Origin of the sequence: Xanthomonas sp. CFBP 8152 (genome assembly GCF_014199025.1) — a bacterium.
In the GTDB taxonomy this organism is placed as follows: Bacteria; Pseudomonadota; Gammaproteobacteria; order Xanthomonadales; family Xanthomonadaceae; genus Xanthomonas; species Xanthomonas arboricola_B.
The window spans coordinates 21,733-40,673 of the sequence record NZ_JACHNO010000005.1; the positions used below are offsets into that span (position 1 = coordinate 21,733).

The window sequence follows — 18,941 nt, forward strand, 5'->3', positions numbered from 1 at the left end:
CTCGTGCAGATGAGTCCGACGCCTTGTGGTGGCCCAATACCTCACGCCTGTCCCCCAAAACCGCCCGCTGCACCCTGATTGGCGTGCTTGCAAAGCGGCAGATCGGCGTCACACGTGCGGCCCGGTTGCACGGCCCGGTACGTTCCCGTACCACCGCGACCGCATCGGGTCCAACCGATGAGCATCGGCACCTGCATGGCTCGTCCGGCACCTCTTGAAGCGACAGTCCCCCTCACACCAGATCGCGATAATCCTGCAGGATCACCATCACCAACTGGCTGCGAGAACGCACGTCGAGCTTGTTGAACAGCTGCTGGAAGGTCGCCTTGATGGCACTCTCCGAACTGCCCAGCTGGCGTGCGATCAACTTGTTGGACTGCCCACGCAGCAAGCCACGCAGCACTTCGCGCTCACGGTCGGTGAAACTGGGCCGGCTTTCCTGGGTACCCTGTGCGACCAGCGATTGCAGATAACGCTGGTCGATCAGCACCCGGCCCATCGCCACCGCATGGATGCTGTCGATCAGTTCATCGGTGGAAACATCCTTGCGGCAGATGCCGGACACCCCGAGCCGGATCAAGGCCAGCGCGTCGCGCTCGGGCAGACCGGCGGTGACGATCAGCGTGGCGGGGCGGCGCGCCTGTTCGGCCTGACGCCGCATGTAGTCCAGTGCGTTGTACTCGCCCATGTCGTAGTCGAGGATGACCACGTCCGGCGTCAGCGACGCGATCTGTACGATGGCCTGCGCCAATGCGCCGGACTGCCCGACCACCTGGAAGCGGGCGTCGGCACCGAGCAGGCGCAACAGGCCTTCGCGGAACAGCGTGTGGTCGTCCAGCAGGTAGAGGCGAACCGGTTCACGCCGTGACTCATCCATCCCGCGCCTCCACAGACGGTGCATGCGCCAACGGCAGATGCAACTCGAAGCAGGCGCCCTCGCCACCGGGCGCATAGCGCAGCAGGCCGCCCTGGTTGGCCATCAGCGCACGCGAGATGTACAGCCCCAGGCCGGAGCCGTCGCTGTCGCTACGGAACGGCTGGAACAGGCGGCCCGGATCGGCGATGCCCGGTCCGGTGTCGCGCACACTCAACACTGCGCGCTGCTGTTCCAGGCGCGCACTGACGATCAACTGGCGGCGTTGCGGTGGCAGCGCCTGCGCCGCGCGCAACGAATTGCGCGCCAGATTGAGCAGCACCTGCAGCAGCGCGTGGCGGTCGCCGTGCACCGACGGGAACTCGGCCGGGACCTGGATCACCAGCTGGCCATCGACGTCCTCCCAGTCCGAGCGGATGATCACATCCAACTCGCTGCACAGCGTCTGCAGCCGCGTTTCATGCGCTTCGTCGGGCAGCTGCCGACGCAGGTTGAAGGACGCCAGCTCCATCAATGCCGCCACCAGGCTGCGCAGCGCGGCCAGATCCGGATCTGCGCCAATGCCAGGATGCCGCGCAAGGTTGGAGGTGACCACGCCCGCCGCCGAACACAGGTTGCGGATCTCGTGCGACACCGCGCCGGCCAGCAGGCGATTGTTCTTCAGCACATCGTCGAAGTGCGCCGACTCGCGCGCGCGCACTTCCTCGCTGGTATCGACCAGGATCGCAGCCAGGTGACGCTCGGCGCTGTCTTCGTAGACCGAGAACCAGGTGGTGGCCGGAAAGCGGGTGCCGTCGCTGCGGCAGCCCCAGGTGCTGGCCGAAGTGCGCATGCCGTCCAGATTGGCGCTCATGCTCAGCGCATCGTCCAGCAGCGGCAGGAACTCGCGCACCGCGCGGCCCTCCAGCCCGCCTTCTTCGGCCATGTCCAGGATCTCGTGCGCGGCGCGGTTGGCCGCCACGATACGGCCGTCGCCGGCCACCGTCAGCAACGCCGCCGGGCTGCTTTCGGCGAGCAGCCACAGTTGCCGCTCCAGCCGCCGACGCAGCCGCTGTTCGGCGCGCAGCTGCACGTAATGGGCCAGGATCACCCGGCGAGTGCGGCTGATTTCGGCCACGAGCAGACCACAGCCGGCATAGGCAATCGTCGCCATGAAGAAGCGTAGCGCCTGTTCGACCACTATTTCGTCGGTCACGAACAAGCCGCGCAGCACCGCACAGGCGATCGCGGCGATGACGATGTCGCGCCGCGACAATACCGTGGCCGCCAGCACCACCGGCAGGATATAGAGCAGGCCCAGCGACACGCCCAGGTGCGAGTACCATTCCGCCCACACCAGCGAGGCCAGCATCGCCAGCGACGCCCACAGCGTCGGGCCGCGATTGAGCTTGACCACCTGCCCGCGCCACTTGAATGGCAGTCTCAGTCTGTCCATTGCCTACCCATGCATGTGCGTTGCAATGCCGCTCCTCTGTGGCTGTGGTTGAAGCCATAGCATCGTGGCCGGGCGTGTGGATTTCACCCTATCGAAAGATAGCCTGCCCGCATCGTTCGGACGGTGCGTGCACTGTCCAACGCTGGCGCAAGGATGGCAGACACGACCGTGGAGGCTGGGTGTAATGCATCTACCCCACGTCCATGTTGTCTCTCCCATGATCACCCGCGATACGTTTCCGCTGCGACGCATCTGGCCCAAGACCTATAAACGCCTGCTGGTATTGCTGGCGTTCGACTGCGCCGTGGCCGTGCTCTATACCTTCTTCGACTGGCAGTGGCTGTCGATCGAAGCATTGCCGCTGGCCCAGCTCGGCTCGGCGCTCACCATCTTCCTGGCGTTTCGCGCCAATGCGGCCTATGGCCGCTGGTGGGAGGCGCGCCAACTCTGGGGCGCGCTGGTGAACACCTCGCGCGCCATCGCGCGCCAGGCCCTGACCGCGCTGGATGTGGATCCGGTCGACCCACGCCGGGCCGGGCTGCGCGACGATATCGTGGTGCACCAGATCGCCTTCGTGCACGCCTTGCGCTGCCATCTGCGCCGGCAGAATCCGTTTCCGGAGCTGGCCGGGCTGCTCGGCCAGGCACGCGCGGACGACCTGCGCGGCTACGCCAACATCCCCAACGCGCTGACCCTGCGGCTGGGCCAGCAACTGCAGCAGGCGCGCGACTGGGACATGCTCGACAGCCTGCGCTGGTCCTCGCTGGACGCCAACCTCACCACACTGGCCAACATCCAGGGCGCCTGCGAACGCATCAAGAACACCCCGCTGCCGCGGCAGTTCTCCTCGCTGCCGCGCACGCTGGTGAACATGTATTGCTGGCTGGTGCCGCTGGGCCTGATCGCCGGCATGGGCCTGGCCATGCCGATCGCCTCGGTGCTGATCAGCTTCACCCTGATCGCCATCGACAGCGCCAGCAGCGCCATCGAAGACCCGTTCGAGAACACCGTGCACGACACCCCGATGACCGCGCTGTCGCGCGGCATCGAACTCACCCTGCGCGAAATGCTGGGCCAGCGCGTACCGCTGCGCGAAGTGCGCGCCATCGACGGTTTCATCTACTGACCACGGAGCCAGCCATGCAGACCACCCCCACTCACCTGATCTTTGCCACCAATTTTTCCGAGACCTGCCATGCCGCCATCCCGACCGTGGCGCAACTGGTGGACCGCCTGAGCGCGCGCCTCACCATCCTGCACGTGCATGCCAAGGGCAAGCGCGCGCAGGCCCAGCAGTCGCTGGATGCCTTCTTTGCCGAGGCCTCCAACTACCCGGGCTGCGAGCGTGCACTTGCCGGTGGCCCGGCCGCCGCCGGCATCGTCTCGTTCTGCCGCAGCCGCGACGACGCGTTATTGATCATGCCGCCGTCCGAGCGCACCGGCCTGCCGCGCCCACTGCATGTCTCGCTGCGCGCGCGCGTGCTGCAGCGCGTGGCCACGCCCATGCTCACCCTGCCCTATGCCGACGCGATCCCGCGCGATGGCGCTGTCGGCGGTCACGTCGCCTGCTGGATCACCGGCCGCGAAACCAGCCTGGAATCGCTGCGCGATGCCGCCGCCCTGGCGCGTCGCCGCGGTGCCGACCTGCACCTGCTGCACGTCGTGCCGGAAATCAGCGAAGGCCTGCTGGTGGACAGCCTGTTCAACGACAAGCCGCTGAGCGAAGACGCGGCCGCCAGCTGGCTCGGCGACCTGGTCCAGCAACTGCCCGACGAGGACCTGCGCGTGCGCATCCACGTGGCCGTCGGCAACCCGCGGCGCGAGATCGCCGGCCTGCTCAAACGCGCCTGCGCCGATGTGCTGGTGGTCGAACACGACGCTGTCGTCCGCCGCGGCGTCTGGCGTTCGTCGCTGCAGTCCGCTTTGGCAAAAACGCCGTGCGTGCTGATCTGCCTACCGCCGCCCCATCTGCGCCGCCCGATCCTGGGCAACGGTGGCGATCACGCAACCACCACGCCCAGCCGCAGTCTCGCAAGACGGCTATTGCGCGTGTGAGCCGAGCCGAGCGCTGGGCGAGCGTCTGGCCAGGTCTCTGAAGTTGTCAGCTACGCGAGGGAATACGTTCCGCGCCCCGACGCACCGCTGATCGCGAGGCGGTACCGCGCAATCATGACCAAGCGGCTCGTTCCCCAGGCCGTATTTGAGGACGCGCACCTGCACTTATCAGCGGTGCGTCGACCAGTCTATCGATCGAGTGCGTTAGCAGCTGCGCCTGGAACTCTGCGGCGGATCTTCGCGGGCGATGGTGCGTCGGCTGGCCGCTACGCAGGCTGGTCCGCACCCGCAGAATCCGGCGCCCTACCCCGTCAACACAAGCGACCCATCCGGATACCTGTCGCCCATGAAGTCCACGAACGCGCGCACCTTCGGTGCAGCCAGACGCCTGGACGTGTGCAGCACCCACAGCGCCGGTTCCACGCCAGCGATCGTGCCCCATTGCACCAGTTCGCCGCGCGCGAGTTGGTTCCATGCGATCGACTGCGGAAGAAGCGCAACGCCACCGCCTGCAATCGCTGCGTCGCGGACCATCAAAAACGAGGAAAACCGCAGTCTTGGAATGGGTTCCAGGATCAGGCGTCCGTCATCGAGGGTCCATGTCGTCGGTTGGAAGCTCGACGTCACCACCGCGGGAATCGGTGCGACCGCGTTGTCGGTTGGCATGGCGATGCCGGGTACGGCCACCACAACCAGCCGATCCCTGGCAAAACAGCGCCCGACCAGGCTGCTGTCCGGGCTGGGGTTGATCCGGATGGCCACATCGAACTGCTCTTCCACCAGATCGACCGTGCGGTCTTCTGCCACCACCTCGAGCGTGATCTCCGGATAGGCCGCGCAGAACTCTGCGCCAATGCGTCCCATCGCCAGTTGCGAGAACAGCACCGGCGATGCCACACGCAAGCGTCCGCGTGGACTCGAGAGCCCCTCGCGTGCAGCTGCCATGGCCTCGGCCACCTCGCTCAACGGCACTTCGGTGCGGTCCATCAGCAGCTGCCCGGCGTCGGTAAGCCTGAGGCCACGTGCGCTGCGCTCGACCAGTCGCACTCCCAGCTGCTCCTCCAGCTCGGCGATGCGGCGCGACAAGGTCGCCTTCGATCTGCCACTGGCACGGCTTGCCTTTCCCAGGCCCTGGTTCGCTGCGACCAGGGCGAAGTCGATCAATGCATTGAGATCCATGGTGTTCCACATTTGAAACCAGGTGTCTACATCTTGGCGGCTTCGTATTAGCGATGCAACGGCCTATCGTCTCGTCACCGCAACGTCAGTTGTGGCGCAGGTGTCGCGCTGACGCCCTTCCATCCACAGCAGGAGATTCACATGAGCATTCTCGTTACCGGTGCCACCGGCACCATCGGTTCCCTGATCACCCAGGGCCTGGCCGACGCAGGCACCAAGGTCGGGGCACTGGTGCGCCAACCCGGCAAGCGCGCCTTCCCGGCCGGCGTCACCGAAGTGGTTGCCGACCTCACCGACGTCGCGTCGATGCGTGCCGCGCTGACGCCGGTGCGCACCCTGTTCCTGTTGAATGCGGTCACTCCCGACGAAGTGACACAGGCGCTGATCGCGCTGAACCTTGCCAAAGAAGCAGGGATCGAACGCGTCGTGTACCTGTCGGTGATCCATGCCGACAAGTTCACCAACGTGCCGCACTTTACCGGCAAGCACACGGTCGAGCGCATGATCGAAAGCTGCGACATTGCTGCAACGATTCTGCGCCCGGCGTATTTCATGCAGAACGAGGCGATGATCCAGCAGACGATTCAACAGTACGCTGTTTACCCGATGCCGATCGGTTCGACAGGTGTGGGGATGATCGATGCGCGTGATATCGCAGACATCGCGGTTGCCGAGTTGCTGCGACGCGACCGCGCGCCCGCCGCACTTGAGCGTGTCACGCTCGAACTGGTTGGCCCGCATGCGGTGACGGGTAGCTCCGCCGCGAAGGTCTGGAGTACGGCGCTTGGACGCGAGATCGCCTACGCGGGCGATGACCTGGCCGCTTTCGAAGCGCAGATGGCTGCCCATGGCCCATCCTGGCTGGCCTACGACATGCGCCTGATGCTGGCCGGCATCCAGACATACGGCATGCGGGCGACCGATGGCACGGTGGAAAAACTGCAGGCCATGCTGGGACGTCCGCTGCGCACCTACGAAGACTTCGTGCGCGAGGCGACAGCCCGGGCCTGAGCGCAGCTGGCGCGACAGACGCGGCGATTACGGCGCAGGTTGTCATGCCGCTGCATGGCACCTGCGCGCCTGAGGCAGACTATGCAGATGGACAAGATTCGGCGGTATCAATCTCAGGACTTCGACGGGTGCATGGCGCTGTTCGATGCAAATGTGCCGGCGTTCTTCAGTGCCGGGGAGCGTGCCGACTTCGCCGGCTTCCTGACCCATCACGCCGCGGCGTGGCACTACCAGCTGCTCGAGCGCGGCCACGCCATCGCTGGTTGCGCTGGCTACGCGATCGGCGCCGATGGCACCACGGCGAGCTTGTGCTGGGGCATGGTCCACCCGCGCCTGCACCGTTGCGGCCTGGGGACGCAGTTGCTCCTGGCCCGGCTCGACGCATTGCGTCAGATGCCGGATGTCCGGCGCGTCATGCTGGATACGAGTCAACACACCCGGCAGTTCTATGCCCGCTTCGGCTTTGTCGTGCAACACGTGACGGTGGATGGCTATGCGCCCGGGCTGGAGCGGTGGGACATGGCGCTCGATCTGTCGTCCTGTGTGCCGCGTGCAGGCCGCGCCCGGCAGGCACGGTAGCGACGTTGTCCACCGCGGACCGATGCCCGAGCAGTCTTGCAGACACCGAGCCTTTCCATAACGCCGCTTTTTCGAGCTGGTCACCGAGCGCGCCATCGGACACGACTCTCTGGGCACATCCTCGGGCGATGCAGCATCCCTAGCGCGCTGCGTCCTTTTTGACCTGGGCACGCGCAAGCACGCTCGCCGATACCAGAAGGTCCGGCAACTCCTGGCGGAAGGCCTCGGCTTGCCCCGCCTGCAGCAGCCCGTGAAGGCTTGTGTTGTCGAACACCGGCCTGCCCTGTAGGAAGAAACCGTCGCGGCCTTGCACGACGAAATGGAAACACGCCTGCCAGCGCGGATCCGGGCTGGCCGACAACTGCACAACGACCTCGCTGCCGGCAGATGCTGTGCCTGCCGGAGTGACCGTGATCGTTCGCGCGGTGATCTGGTGACTGCTGTTCATGGCGAACATGATCACGCCTGAGGCGTGGTGGCGGAGTGAGTTGGCGATGGCCTGCGACATCGCCTCGGAGCGGCGGCGCGGTGCCGGCGCTTCGGCTCGGGCATGGGAGGAGTGGCCCGCCAACGGCTCGGTGTCCGCACCGTCATCGCACTGACGCCCGGTGTGGCCGCGGTGGGGGGAACCTGAGGCCGTTTCGGCCGCACCAGCGCCATCCATGCGGCGATGCTCAGGCTTGCCTGCCGACTGCGGCGGTGCCGCGCGATGCGGCAAAGCCATGCCGTTTGGCGGCCCATGCCACCGCCAGCGTGGCACCAAGCAGCACCAGCAGGACGGGCGCAAACGCACGCACGCCGAACTGGTCGAGCAGGATGCCGCCCACAAGACCGCCACCGGCAATGGCGGTATTCCAGGCGGTGACCAGCATCGATTGGGCGACATCGGCATCGGCACCGGCCGAAGTGACCAGCGCCGTCTGGAACAGAGTCGCGCTGCCGCCGAAGGCCAGCCCCCACGCCCCGACCGCTGCGTAGACGATGGCCGGCATGTCGCCGGCCAGGCCCAGCGCCAATGCCGCAGCGCCGAACAGCGCCGTGCTGCTCAGCGTCAGCACGCGCAGATGGCGGTCGATCAGAACGCCCACCAACCAGATGCCGAGCACGGACGCGCCGCCGAATACCAGCAATACCAGGTCGATACGGCCTGCCATGCCGGCCTGCGCCAGAAACGCGGCGATGTAGGTGTAGAGCATGTTGTGCGCCAGCACGAAGGCCAGCACGACCACCAGCACCGACCGGATGCCGGGCAGCATCAACACGCTCCCGAGACGTTGCTGCCCGCCTTTGGGCTGGCCTGCAAAATTTGTCAGCTGTAGGCGCACCCAGACCATCAGCAGCAGGGCCAGCACACTCATGATGCCGAAGCAGACATGCCAGTCCACCAACGTGCCGAGAAACGCGCCAGCAGGCACGCCCAGCGACAGTGCCAATGGTGTGCCGACCATTGCCACCGCAATGGCACGTCCCTTCTGATGTGCCGGTACCAGCCGCGCGGCATAACCCGCCAGCAGCGCCCACAGCAGCCCGGCCGAGACGCCGGCCAGAAAGCGTGCCAGCATCGTCAGTGCATAGCTGGTGGACACGGTGGTGACCGTATTGGCGATGGCGAAGCCGGCGATGGCGGCCAGCAACAGCGGACGGCGAGCAACGCCCTGTGTGGCGACGGTCAGGGGGATCGCGGCCATCAACGAGCCGATCGCATAGATCGTCACCGTCTGCCCCACCCAGGCTTCGGAGACCCGCAAGCCGTTTGCCATCTGCGGCAGCAAGCCTGCGGGCAGCGCTTCGGTGAGGATGGTGATGAACGCCGCCATGGCCAGTGCCAGCAGTGATGCCAGCGGCAGACGATCGTTACGAGGCGACCTCACTGCCCTGCCCTCACTGCGGCATACACCGCATCACGCAGATCGGTGACGAAGCGGCCCGACATGCCTTCGTAGAGCGTATTGGTGAAGGCGACCACACTCAATCCTGCCGCTCGGTCCACGCACCAGGAATGACCGTAGGCTCCACCCCAACGCCAAGTCCCTGCGGACTCGGGCGATGCGGCAAGCGCGGGGTCACGCAAGACCGAGAAACCCAGCCCGAAGCCAAGCCCGGGAAGATCCGGCAGGGCGGCGCCATCCGTGTGGTCGCGCGCCGCCTCCTGGATCAGCCTGTCAGGCAGCAATCGGCCGCCACCGGTACGCAAGGCTTCCAGCAGCCGCAGGAAGTCACCGGCGGTCCCCACCATGCCCGCCCCACCGGAAGCAAACGCACCCGGATCGAAACCACGCGCCGGGCTGTAGGCGATGCCGATTGCACCCTCGAAGGCGGAGACGGTTTCTCCTTCCTCCAGGCGATGCGGCCGCGGCCGATCACTGACGTATGCGGTGGTCATGCGCACCAAATCGGAGGTGGAAAAGTCGGTGTCCGACATTGCGAGTGGCCCGGTGACCAGGGTGCGCACCGCCTCGTTCAACGGGGCATCGAGCACCCGCTCGATCAATGCACCCAGCACGTCGCTGGCCAGCGAGTAGCCCCAGGCCGTGCCGGGAACATAGAGCAAGGGCACGCTGGCGATACGACGCAGGTTTTCCTCCAGGCTGACGCCGGAGGCATCCATACCGTCGGACACGCCGGCCAAGGCATAAGGCCCGTTTGCGTCGGGCTCGAGGAAACGGTAGCCCAGCCCGGCGGTATGGCTCAGCAACTGCCGCGCGGTCATGCGCGCGCGGCGGCCATCGGCCAGCCGTGGCTGGAAGTCGGGCAACCAACGCGCGATGTCCGCGTCGAGGTCCAGGCGACCTTGCGCGACCAGTACCAACGCAGCCGTCGACACGATGGGCTTGCTGACCGAGGCAAGACGAAACAGCGCATCCACGCGCATCGCACGGCGGCTTTCCCGGTCCGCCCAGCCGGCCGCCTGGCGATGCACCAGCTCGCCGTTGCGTGCAACCAGCACCACCGCCCCGACCAGACGCTGATCGTCCAGTGCATGCTGCACGACAGCCTCGATTCGATTGGATGACACGGAAGTGCCCAGGTCCGGATGCCGCGATGATGGAGGCGTGCTCATGGGAGTGCATTACCGGTGACTGATCCGTGCAGGTTAGACAGCCTTTGACTGCAGAAAAACCGGGGTACAGTTCCTGATTGTGCGGACGCTGATGTCCGCAATGAGGGATGCAGTGGACAGTCTCAGCGGGTTCGTGGTGTTCGTGCAGGTCGCCGAAACGCGCAGCTTCGTGGCAGCGGGCCGGCAGCTGGGCGTCTCCGCATCGGCGGTCGGCAAACGCGTGGCGCGGCTGGAAGAAAAGCTAGGCGTGCGTCTCTTCCATCGCAGTACGCGCAGCGTCACGCTGACTGCCGAAGGCGTGCTGCTTCTGGAGCGCAGCCGCCGCATCCTTGCCGAGATCGAGGCTGCGGAATTGGAGCTGTCGCAAGCGACCGCGACACCGCGTGGACGCCTGCGCGTCAGCCTGCCGCTGGTTAGCTCGCTGATGCTGCCGGTGCTCGCCGACTTCATGCGGCAGCACCCCGAGATCGAACTGGACCTCGATTTCAGCGAACGCATGGTCGATGTGATCGAGGACGGCTTTGACGCGGTGGTGCGCACCGGCAAGCCCAGCGATTCGCGCCTGTCGGCAAGGCGCCTTGGCCGCTTCCAGATGATGCTGGTCGCCTCGCCTCACTATCTGGCGCAACGTGGGGTGCCGCGCGTGCCCGGCGATCTGCTGCAGCATGTCTGCCTGCACTACCGCTCTCCAAACTCGGGAAAGCTGGAAACCTGGCCGCTGCGCATGCGACGTCATGACACCGAACTGGTGCTGCCCACTGCGATGATCTGCAACAACATCGAGACCCGGGTGCATTTCGCGACACAGGGGCTGGGCATCGCCTGCCTGCCGGACTTTGCCATTGGTGATCTGCTTGCAGACGGACGCCTGCTGCCGGTGCTGGCGGATCACGTCGAGCGGACAGGCGTATTCAATGTACTGTGGCCCGCAAGCAAGCATCCGTCACCGAAGGTGCGCGCGTTTGTCGACTTTCTCTGCTGCCGCGTGTTCCCCGACAACGCAGACACGCCGCGCAAGCGAGCCAGGCAATGAGACGCGCACCGACACTGCAGTGAATGGTGCCCTGCGCGCTGTGCGGAGCGCGGTGAACCAGGGGACCGGATCTCGGATGGGTTGCGTGACCATGAGCCAAGGGCCATGCCGACGCACACAACATCAGCACTATCACGTTAATCGCCACTGCGCGGCCAGTCGGTTTTTTCCTGACCTGCGTGAACGAAACAGCGAGCTAAACGTAGCCCGAAGCGGGCTGTTTAAGTTTCCGACCCCGGCGTCGTTATCACGTTGCCGAGGCATTCACGCGAACATCGTGCGGCCTGCCAGCCGGTGCTACCCACTGGACATGAGGACGACCCGCATGAGTTCCTACTTGCAACGCTATAACGTCGGGCGCCGTCTCGGCCTCGCCTTCAGCATCCTGATTCTGCTGTCGAGCCTGCTGGTGGCGACCGGCCTGGTCACGCTGGCCAACGCAAGACAGCAATTGGATTTCATCGTGCTCGATCGCATGGCCAAGATCCAGATCGGCAACGGCATGCTGGATGCCAACTCATCTCTCCTCATCGCACTGGGCACCTATGCCATGGCCACCAGCGATGAACTCAACAACGAAGCGCTCACTACCATCAAGGCGCAGCGTCAGCGCTATAACGAGCTGCGTGCCAAGCTCGATACGTTATCCAGCTCCGAAGAAGGCCGCCAGATTCGCGCCGAGATGGACGAGCGACGCGCAATCTCAAGCAAGATCAACGAGCAGGTCATGGCACTCGCCGCTCAAAACGCGAATGCGCCGGCGCAGACCTTGCTCAGTGAAAAGGCGCGCCCGGCGACGATGGCATGGCAGGACAAGATCCGCGAACTGGTGGCGCGTCAGGAAGGTCAGAGCCAGCAAGCCTATGCCGATGCAGTGGCGTCGATGAATCGGGGCAAGCTGCTGATCATCTCCGGCGGCATTGCCGTGGTGGTGATCAGCAGCTTGCTTGCCTGGCTCATCACCCGCAGCCTGACCCAACCGCTCGCACGCGCGACCCGGGTGGCCGAGGCGATTGCCAACGGCCGGCTGGACAACGACGTGGAAAGTGATGCCAAGGATGAAACCGGCCGTCTGCTGCGCGCCATGCGCGGCATGCAGAGGCAGCTGCAATCCTTGCTCGACGCGCAGAGCGACATGGCCAGGCGCCATGATGATGGCCAGACCAGTTTCCGCATCGATGCTACGGCGTTTCCTGGCGACTATGCCCGCATGGCCGAGGACATCAATACGCTGGTGGCATCGCATCTGGCGGTGCAGACCAACCTGGCACGTATCATGGGGCGCTACGCCATCGGCGACCTCAGCGAGAGCATGGACCGCCTGCCCGGCGAGAAGGCCGTGCTCACGCAAACCATGGACGAGGTCAAGGCCAACCTGTCTGCAATGAACCGCGAGATCAAGCAACTGGCGCAATCCGCAGCCAATGGTGACTTCAGCGCACGCGGCGATGCCGAGCGTTTCCAGTACGATTTTCTTGTGATGGTCGATAGCCTCAACCAGCTCATGGCCACTGCCGACGGCAACCTGCAATCGTTGTCGTCGCTGCTGCAATCCATCGCCGCAGGCGATCTCACCGCGCGGATGACTGGCGAGTTCAAAGGCGTGTTCGCGCAGATGCGTGACGACGCCAACGCCACTGCCGCGCAGCTGGCAGAGATCGTCGGCCGCATCCAGCACTCGGCGGTATCGATCAATTCTGCAGCCAGCGAAATCGCTGCAGGCAATCAGGACCTGTCGCAGCGTACCGAGCAGCAGGCCGCCAATCTGGAAGAAACCGCCGCGTCGATGGAAGAGCTGACCTCCACCGTGCGCCAGAATGCCGAACACGCCCGTCAAGCCAATCAGTTGGCGATCGGTGCGGCGGGTGTGGCATCGCAAGGCGGCGAGATCGTGAGCAAGGTCGTGGGCACCATGGCCGGTATCGAAGCCTCGTCCAAGAAGATCGCCGACATCATCTCCGTCATCGACGGGATCTCGTTCCAGACCAACATTCTGGCCTTGAACGCGGCAGTGGAGGCGGCACGTGCCGGCGAACAAGGCCGCGGCTTTGCGGTGGTCGCGTCGGAAGTCCGCACTCTCGCCCAACGCTCCACCGCTGCGGCGAAGGAGATCAAGAGCCTGATCGACGATTCGGTCGAGCGGGTCGGCGAAGGCTCGACGCTGGTGCATACGGCGGGTTCCACGATGGCCGAGATCGTGGCCAGCGTGCAGCGCGTGACCGACATCATGGGCGAGATTTCTGCGGCATCGCAGGAACAGTCGGCCGGCATCGAACAGGTCAATACCACCGTGACGCAGATGGACGAAACCACGCAGCAAAACGCAGCGCTGGTGGAAGAAGCCACTGCCGCTGCACGCTCGATGGAAGAACAGGCCGTGCAGCTGACGCAGGCAGTGTCGGTGTTCAAGATCAGCGAGGGCAGCACGCACCCGACGCGTTCGGCAACGCCGGTTGCGGCAAGGCTCAGCCAGATTGCGGGCCGACCTGTCGCGTTCAAACGCCCGCTACGCCAGGCACCTGCAACGAACCGGGCGGTGGCCGCAGGCGCTTCGCACGATGCAGCCGACTGGCAGGAGTTCTGATCTCCCGCATCGCAAATGGCCCGGCTAGTCCGGGCCGTTTGCTTTCGAGAAGCGATGGACTCTGCAGTTGACCCGCGCGCCAAAGCGATCTGTCACTGGATGTGCGAGCGAACGTGCTGCGTGCCCCTGACTGACCATCGGGCGCTGCATTGTCCGTCAACGGCCTTGGCAGATTGCAGGCACCCTGCCCGCTAGCCCAGCTGTGCCCGCGCCGTATCCAGGGTCGTCATGATCTGGATCACTTCATCAAGTGGATGGAGCGGAGATTCCTTGCGCCCTTCCCCGATATAACGCGCGGCGGCTGTCGCTTGCCACGACAGGCCCGCGTAGCCGCTGATGCCGGTTGGATCCGTCCACACTGCGGGCGTGCCGGCATTGTCGTTGCCGACCAGGCTCAGCGCGGTCGGATTGTGGAATTCGCCAGCCAGATCGATGCGGCCCCGGCCGCCGGTGACATAGGCCAGGGAGCTGCTGCGGGCCACGATAGAACTGATCAGGGTGGATTGCGCGGTGCCGCCATGCGACAGCACCATGGTCGAAAACGCATCCACGCCGGTGTCGGTCAGCGCGCCGGTCGTCGCGATCGCGGTTGGCGCGCCCAGGATCATCGAGGAAAACTGCACCGTATACACGCCCAGATCGAGCAGCGCGCCACCGCCGAGCGCGGGATTGCGCTGGCGGTGCGCCGCATCGTCAGGGCCACGTTGACTCAGATCGGCAAATACATGGCGAAGCTCGCCCAGCACGCCATCGGCCAGCAGTCGCCGCAGCACCGAGGTATGCGGCAGGTAGCGGCTCCACATGGCCTCCATCAGGAACAGACCGCGCTGCCGCGCTTCCTGTACCAGCACGCGCGCGTCGTCGGCGCGCGTGGTCATGGGCTTTTCGATCAGCACATGTTTGCCCGCGCGCAGTGCCAGCAGGCCCTGCTGCAGATGTGCGCTGTGCGGTGTGGCGATATAGACGATATCGACATCGCGGTCCTCGACCAGCGCCTCGTAGCTGCCATAGGCGCGCTGCATCGCCCAAGTGCCCGCAAAGGCTTCGGCATGCGCACGCGTACGCGAAGCCACTGCGAACGGCTGTTGCCTGGTATGGCTGCGCAATGCGCTCACGAACGCGGAGGCGATCGATCCAGGCCCAAGTACACCCCATCGCAACGACGGCTCGCCGCGCCCCGGCAGAAACAGCTCGGGCTCGGGAAACACGGTTGGCGCCATGCGCTTGCCTCCTGGGTAGCATGTGCGCGCATCCTAGCAAAGCGGGAATGGCGTTCCTGATGATGCCAGCTTGCGCAGCCTATAGAACGGTTCGGGTGGATCGCGGCAGGCTCGGCGTGCAGCCCTTTCTACGGCGCAGCCGAAGACGCGCTTAGAGTACGCACGCAGAAGCTCCGGCGCATCGGCATGGCTGCGGAGGGCGACATGGGCCATCCGGCCGCGCCACGATCGGCACCCTGGTGTCCGCAATGCGCGTGCACTTCTGTCCGCTTTGCCCGCCTGACGCGTCACACGCCATGCACCGTGCGCTGCTTAGTTTGTTCCGATGAGCGCACGTATTTCATCGAACACCGTTGCCTTGGCATCGAACACGGCTTCAGTCCTGGGCGACGGACTCAAGCATTCGATTGCGGAAAGATGGCTCAGGACACACCCGACCCTGCCGCTCCCCGGGCGCGGTCACACAATAGAACGCTGGCAGACGCTTGCCGATATCGGCGCAGAAGATCTATGCGTGGCGAAGTTTCTGGAAGCACACTACGACGCGCAAGCCATCTGCGCCGATCTTGGCGTGGACATCATGACGCCGCCCCAGCGTTGGGCCGTGTGGGCGGCTGAGCCTCCCGGCTCCGACATGCGTTTTTCCGGGCAGGCGCTCGACGGCACCAAGGCATGGTGTTCCGGTGCCACGCAAGTGACGCATGCCCTGGTAACAACGCGTCATGCAGGCGCCAGTTGCCTGTTTGCCGTGGCCCTGGATCAACCCGGCATCAAGATCGACAGCAGTGCGTGGCAGGCGGTGGGCATGCAAGGCATCGAGACAGCCAATGTCCGCTTCTGCGGTACGCCAGCGCGGCAGATTGGTGCGGGCGATGCGTATCTGGCCCGGCCTGGCTTCTGGCACGGAGGCGCCGGCATCGCCGCGTGCTGGTTCGGTGCAAGCGTTGCGGTCGCCGATGTGCTGCGCGCCTCTGCACGCCTGAGCAAAGATCCGCATGCGGCGGCGCATCTGGGTGCCATCGATGCAGGTCTGGCATCTGCGGCTGCGTTGTTGCGTCAGCTGGCCTTGCGCATCGATGCACAGCCGGAGCAGGCGCATGTGCGTGGCGTACTGCAGGTGCGCAGCGTGGTCGAAGCGGTCGCACGCGATACGCTGGATCGGGTCGCCCGCGCCCTGGGACCGGGGCCTCTATGCGGCAACCGCGCACACGCGCAGCGATGTGCCGATTTGTCGGTGTTCATTCGGCAGCATCATGCAGAACGCGACCTGCAAGCGTTGGGCGAGTTATGCCAGCAGGAGGCGCTGTCTTGGAGGATCTAGCCGGACAGCCCATCCAGGGCATAGGGACGACGGAAGCCACTTGGCGCGCTGCACCGTGTCTCATGGAGTTGCCACGCGCCACGCTGTCGCAACTGCTGCAAGGCAGCCAGCGCCTGGTGGTAGTGGCCCCGCACCCGGACGATGAGGTGCTTGGATGTGGCGGTTTGATTGCCGCCACGCGTGTCGCAGGTGTACCGGTGCTGATCATTGCGCTGACCGACGGGGAGCAGGCTTATCCGGACGAACCCGGCTGGTATCCACAGGTGCTGGGTCCGGCGCGGCGCTTGGAACTGGAAGCCGCCGCGCAGCAGTTGGGTGTATTGCCTGGTGCATTGACCCATCTCGCACTGAGCGATGGCGCGCTGGCGGCATGCGAAGCGCACATGGCAGAAGCCATCGGCGATCTGATCACTGCGCAGGACACGGTGCTGGTGACCTGGGAGCGCGATGGTCATCCGGATCACGAGGCGGCGGCGCGTGCGACCTCTGCCGCATGCAAGGCGCAGTCTGCGCGGTGCCTGCAATATCCGGTGTGGGCGTGGCATTGGTCGCATCCGGACGATGGGGTGTTTGCCGATGGTACTGCCCTGCGCCTTGATCTATCGCCTGCGGTGCAGAGCGCCAAGCAACGCGCCATCACGTGCTTTTCGACGCAGTTGGGCGATTGCACGCCGGCTGTCGCAGAACCGATTCTGCCGCCGTCGGTGCTGGAGCGCTTCGCTCGGCCGTTTGAGGTATTCATCCGATGACCGCGCTGAGCGTTGAGCACTTTGAGCAGATATATGCCGATGAAGATCCGTTCGGCTATCGCTCGCGCTGGTACGAGCAGCGCAAGCGCGACATCCTGCTCGGCGCCCTGCCCTACCCCAGATTTGCGCGCGGCTGGGAATTTGGATGTTCCAACGGCGAATTGACCGCGCAATTGGCGCTGCGCTGCGACATGCTGCTGGCGACGGATCTATCGCAGCAGGCGGTGGATTTGGCGAGCGCGCGCGTCCAGGCACTGCCTTCGGTCTCGCTGCAGCAGGCCGCACATCCGTTGGACTGGCCGCAAGGTCTGTTCGACCTGATCGTTTTCAGTGAGGTGGGCTATTACCTGGACGATCCGGATTTTGAAAAAACCGTAGCGCTGTTCGCCCGCTCGCTCACTGCCAGGGGCTGTCTTGTGGCCTGTCACTGGCGGCATGATTTCAGCGGCGCATTGCGCAGTGCCGAGCAGGTCCATGGCGCGCTGGACCAGGAACTGGTAATGGACACGCTGTGCTCCTATCAGGACGCGGACTTCGTGTTGCAGGCTTGGATGTCAGGGCCGTCGATTGCGCAACAGGAGCAGCTGCGATGATCGCGGTCACCATCCCGGCACATAACGAAGCGGATCTGATCGGCAAATGCCTGCAATCCATTCTGGTGGCAGCCGCGCATCCACACCTGTTTGGAGAGCGCGTGGAAATCCATGTCGCACTCGATCGCTGCACCGACGGTACTGGCCCCATCGCACGCGCGCACGGCGCAAGAACCATCAACACCTCTGGGGGTGTTGGCATTGCACGTGCAGCGGCGGCATCGGCCGCCATCGCGCGTGGGGCGCGCTGGCTTGCCTTCACCGATGCGGACACCTGCGTGCCTCCCGATTGGCTGTCGGCACAGCTCGATTGTGCTGCGGATGTGTTCTGTGGCGTGGTGGAGGTGACCGATTGGCACGATTTCCGTCCCGAAACACGACAAGCCTTTCTTGCCAAGGAAATCCGTCGAGATTGGCACCCGCATGTGCATGGTGCCAATCTCGGCATGAGCGTGGCCGCGTATATGGCAGCCGGTGGCTTCTCTTCGCTGAAATGCAGCGAAGATGTGGCGCTGGTTTCGGCATTGGAGCGCGCCGGCATGCAGATTGCCCGCCTGGTGAAGCCGGTCGTCAATACCAGTGCCCGCCGCATTGCGCGTGCGACCGGCGGATTCAGCGATCACCTGGCCCGCCTGGAAATGGCCGTGCTGGCAGGCGAGGCGGTACTGGGCAATCAGATGTAGTTTAGCGCCCGGTGCGTCAGCGGGTGTTGTTCGGCAGCAAGCGGGAGCATCGATTGCCGGCATTTGGATGGGCTCGCCGTTGGAACCATCGCAGGTAACCCGATTCATTGCGTTGATCGACGATTCGATCACGGTGGGCTGTCTCGACACTGGACAGCTTGATTATCCATATGGTCGAGCTGCACATAATCCGCTGCAGCCGCACTCCTCCGATTCCATCGCTACCTGCAGATCCTCATCCGAATCGCTTCCACGTTGGAAAAACGATCAGTTCGCAACTTCCCCCACGTGCCGCAACCGGTTCGAGCCGGCCACTGCCGCTACCGAGGTTATGATGGACTCCACGATGTTTCGACACATTGGCCGGTATCGATTGACTGCACATACGGCTCCGGTGGACGGTGTCTTCGCCCCGGAGATTCTGGTGTCGCTCAATGATGGAATCACCTTGTATGGAAATAGGCGAGACATGCGATTCGACACGCAACTTGCGGCGCACCATTACGCCAGGCAATGGATGAGCAGATGCACCATCACCTCGACGGGCATCCTTGAGAGCGTATG

General features: G+C 64.9%; 17 protein-coding genes. 10 read left to right on the forward strand and 7 right to left on the reverse strand.

Going from position 1 to position 18,941, the window contains the following annotated elements; genetic code table 11:
* Nucleotides 1-232 precede the first annotated feature (232 nt).
* Both FHT09_RS17265 and FHT09_RS17270 read right to left on the reverse strand, forming a co-directional pair.
* Nucleotides 233-877: a response regulator transcription factor gene (locus FHT09_RS17265; RefSeq protein ID WP_053045036.1), complete on the reverse strand. Its 645-nt coding sequence runs from the start codon at nucleotides 875-877 to the stop codon at nucleotides 233-235.
* The gene (locus FHT09_RS17270; RefSeq protein WP_104537371.1) at nucleotides 870-2,309 is read right to left on the reverse strand and encodes a PAS domain-containing sensor histidine kinase; all 1,440 of its coding nucleotides are present in this window, start codon (nucleotides 2,307-2,309) and stop codon (nucleotides 870-872) included. Before FHT09_RS17270 ends, FHT09_RS17265 begins: the two co-directional genes overlap by 8 nt.
* A gap of 217 nt (nucleotides 2,310-2,526) precedes the next feature.
* Between FHT09_RS17270 and FHT09_RS17275 the strand changes: the two genes are divergently transcribed.
* Complete coding sequence (locus tag FHT09_RS17275; RefSeq protein ID WP_104606590.1) at nucleotides 2,527-3,435, forward strand: bestrophin family ion channel; 909 nt, start codon at nucleotides 2,527-2,529, stop codon at nucleotides 3,433-3,435.
* A 14-nt stretch (nucleotides 3,436-3,449) separates the two neighbouring features.
* A complete protein-coding gene (locus tag FHT09_RS17280) occupies nucleotides 3,450-4,364 on the forward strand; it encodes a universal stress protein (RefSeq protein ID WP_104606591.1) in 915 nt (304 codons plus the stop codon).
* Between the two features lie 303 nt (nucleotides 4,365-4,667).
* Here FHT09_RS17280 and FHT09_RS17285 read toward each other — a convergent pair whose 3' ends face one another.
* On the reverse strand, nucleotides 4,668-5,543 hold the full coding sequence (locus FHT09_RS17285; RefSeq protein WP_104606636.1) for a LysR family transcriptional regulator: 876 nt from the start codon (nucleotides 5,541-5,543) through the stop codon (nucleotides 4,668-4,670).
* A 141-nt stretch (nucleotides 5,544-5,684) separates the two neighbouring features.
* Between FHT09_RS17285 and FHT09_RS17290 the strand changes: the two genes are divergently transcribed.
* Together FHT09_RS17290 and FHT09_RS17295 are read left to right on the forward strand one after the other, a co-directional pair.
* Entirely contained in the window at nucleotides 5,685-6,554 is an 870-nt protein-coding gene (locus tag FHT09_RS17290) for an NmrA family NAD(P)-binding protein (protein WP_104606592.1), read from the forward strand.
* An 87-nt stretch (nucleotides 6,555-6,641) separates the two neighbouring features.
* Nucleotides 6,642-7,133 (forward strand): GNAT family N-acetyltransferase, encoded by a 492-nt coding sequence (locus FHT09_RS17295; protein WP_181126278.1) that lies wholly within the window; start codon nucleotides 6,642-6,644, stop codon nucleotides 7,131-7,133.
* Between the two features lie 139 nt (nucleotides 7,134-7,272).
* Here the strand turns inward: FHT09_RS17295 and FHT09_RS17300 are convergent, their stop codons facing one another.
* The 3 genes from FHT09_RS17300 to FHT09_RS17310 all read right to left on the reverse strand — a co-directional run bounded on the left by FHT09_RS17300 (nucleotide 7,273) and on the right by FHT09_RS17310 (nucleotide 10,122).
* Nucleotides 7,273-7,581: a hypothetical protein gene (locus FHT09_RS17300; protein WP_104537893.1), complete on the reverse strand. Its 309-nt coding sequence runs from the start codon at nucleotides 7,579-7,581 to the stop codon at nucleotides 7,273-7,275.
* A gap of 226 nt (nucleotides 7,582-7,807) precedes the next feature.
* Nucleotides 7,808-9,004 carry an MFS transporter gene (locus FHT09_RS17305; RefSeq protein WP_258077240.1) on the reverse strand — a complete coding sequence of 399 codons (1,197 nt, stop codon included), beginning with the start codon at nucleotides 9,002-9,004 and terminating at the stop codon, nucleotides 7,808-7,810.
* Complete coding sequence (locus FHT09_RS17310) at nucleotides 9,001-10,122, reverse strand: serine hydrolase domain-containing protein (protein ID WP_308686684.1); 1,122 nt, start codon at nucleotides 10,120-10,122, stop codon at nucleotides 9,001-9,003. Before FHT09_RS17310 ends, FHT09_RS17305 begins: the two co-directional genes overlap by 4 nt.
* A gap of 172 nt (nucleotides 10,123-10,294) precedes the next feature.
* Between FHT09_RS17310 and FHT09_RS17315 the strand changes: the two genes are divergently transcribed.
* A complete protein-coding gene (locus FHT09_RS17315) occupies nucleotides 10,295-11,227 on the forward strand; it encodes a LysR family transcriptional regulator (RefSeq protein ID WP_219842990.1) in 933 nt (310 codons plus the stop codon).
* Between the two features lie 325 nt (nucleotides 11,228-11,552).
* Entirely contained in the window at nucleotides 11,553-13,811 is a 2,259-nt protein-coding gene (locus tag FHT09_RS17320; protein WP_104606595.1) for a methyl-accepting chemotaxis protein, read from the forward strand.
* Nucleotides 13,812-14,002: 191 nt separating this feature from the next.
* Here FHT09_RS17320 and FHT09_RS17325 read toward each other — a convergent pair whose 3' ends face one another.
* A complete protein-coding gene (locus FHT09_RS17325) occupies nucleotides 14,003-15,031 on the reverse strand; it encodes a Gfo/Idh/MocA family oxidoreductase (protein WP_104606596.1) in 1,029 nt (342 codons plus the stop codon).
* Nucleotides 15,032-15,356: 325 nt separating this feature from the next.
* On the opposite strand from FHT09_RS17325, the gene FHT09_RS17330 reads away from it, so the two are divergent.
* The 4 genes from FHT09_RS17330 to FHT09_RS17345 are packed head-to-tail and all read left to right on the forward strand — an operon-like array spanning nucleotide 15,357 to nucleotide 18,377.
* Entirely contained in the window at nucleotides 15,357-16,352 is a 996-nt protein-coding gene (locus FHT09_RS17330) for an acyl-CoA dehydrogenase (protein ID WP_181141361.1), read from the forward strand.
* Nucleotides 16,340-17,101 (forward strand): PIG-L deacetylase family protein, encoded by a 762-nt coding sequence (locus FHT09_RS17335; protein WP_104606597.1) that lies wholly within the window; start codon nucleotides 16,340-16,342, stop codon nucleotides 17,099-17,101. The genes FHT09_RS17330 and FHT09_RS17335 overlap by 13 nt, the downstream gene beginning before the upstream one ends.
* Nucleotides 17,098-17,694 (forward strand): class I SAM-dependent methyltransferase, encoded by a 597-nt coding sequence (locus FHT09_RS17340; protein ID WP_104606598.1) that lies wholly within the window; start codon nucleotides 17,098-17,100, stop codon nucleotides 17,692-17,694. The genes FHT09_RS17335 and FHT09_RS17340 overlap by 4 nt, the downstream gene beginning before the upstream one ends.
* Nucleotides 17,691-18,377: a glycosyltransferase family 2 protein gene (locus FHT09_RS17345; RefSeq protein ID WP_104606599.1), complete on the forward strand. Its 687-nt coding sequence runs from the start codon at nucleotides 17,691-17,693 to the stop codon at nucleotides 18,375-18,377. Before FHT09_RS17340 ends, FHT09_RS17345 begins: the two co-directional genes overlap by 4 nt.
* Nucleotides 18,378-18,941: the final 564 nt, after the last annotated feature.

Excerpts from the sequence above, each read along its gene's own strand:
- FHT09_RS17345 (WP_104606599.1), top strand. The coding sequence starts at position 17,691 with ATGATCGCGGTCACCATCCCGGCACATAACGAAGCGGATCTGATCGGC.
- FHT09_RS17275 (WP_104606590.1), top strand. The coding sequence starts at position 2,527 with ATGATCACCCGCGATACGTTTCCGCTGCGACGCATCTGGCCCAAGACC.
- FHT09_RS17285 (WP_104606636.1), bottom strand. The coding sequence starts at position 5,543 with ATGGATCTCAATGCATTGATCGACTTCGCCCTGGTCGCAGCGAACCAG.
- FHT09_RS17290 (WP_104606592.1), top strand. The coding sequence starts at position 5,685 with ATGAGCATTCTCGTTACCGGTGCCACCGGCACCATCGGTTCCCTGATC.
- FHT09_RS17330 (WP_181141361.1), top strand. The coding sequence starts at position 15,357 with ATGAGCGCACGTATTTCATCGAACACCGTTGCCTTGGCATCGAACACG.
- FHT09_RS17265 (WP_053045036.1), bottom strand. The coding sequence starts at position 877 with ATGGATGAGTCACGGCGTGAACCGGTTCGCCTCTACCTGCTGGACGAC.
- FHT09_RS17300 (WP_104537893.1), bottom strand. The coding sequence starts at position 7,581 with ATGAACAGCAGTCACCAGATCACCGCGCGAACGATCACGGTCACTCCG.
- FHT09_RS17340 (WP_104606598.1), top strand. The coding sequence starts at position 17,098 with ATGACCGCGCTGAGCGTTGAGCACTTTGAGCAGATATATGCCGATGAA.
- FHT09_RS17320 (WP_104606595.1), top strand. The coding sequence starts at position 11,553 with ATGAGTTCCTACTTGCAACGCTATAACGTCGGGCGCCGTCTCGGCCTC.
- FHT09_RS17315 (WP_219842990.1), top strand. The coding sequence starts at position 10,295 with ATGAGGGATGCAGTGGACAGTCTCAGCGGGTTCGTGGTGTTCGTGCAG.
- FHT09_RS17270 (WP_104537371.1), bottom strand. The coding sequence starts at position 2,309 with ATGGACAGACTGAGACTGCCATTCAAGTGGCGCGGGCAGGTGGTCAAG.
- FHT09_RS17325 (WP_104606596.1), bottom strand. The coding sequence starts at position 15,031 with ATGGCGCCAACCGTGTTTCCCGAGCCCGAGCTGTTTCTGCCGGGGCGC.
- FHT09_RS17295 (WP_181126278.1), top strand. The coding sequence starts at position 6,642 with ATGGACAAGATTCGGCGGTATCAATCTCAGGACTTCGACGGGTGCATG.
- FHT09_RS17280 (WP_104606591.1), top strand. The coding sequence starts at position 3,450 with ATGCAGACCACCCCCACTCACCTGATCTTTGCCACCAATTTTTCCGAG.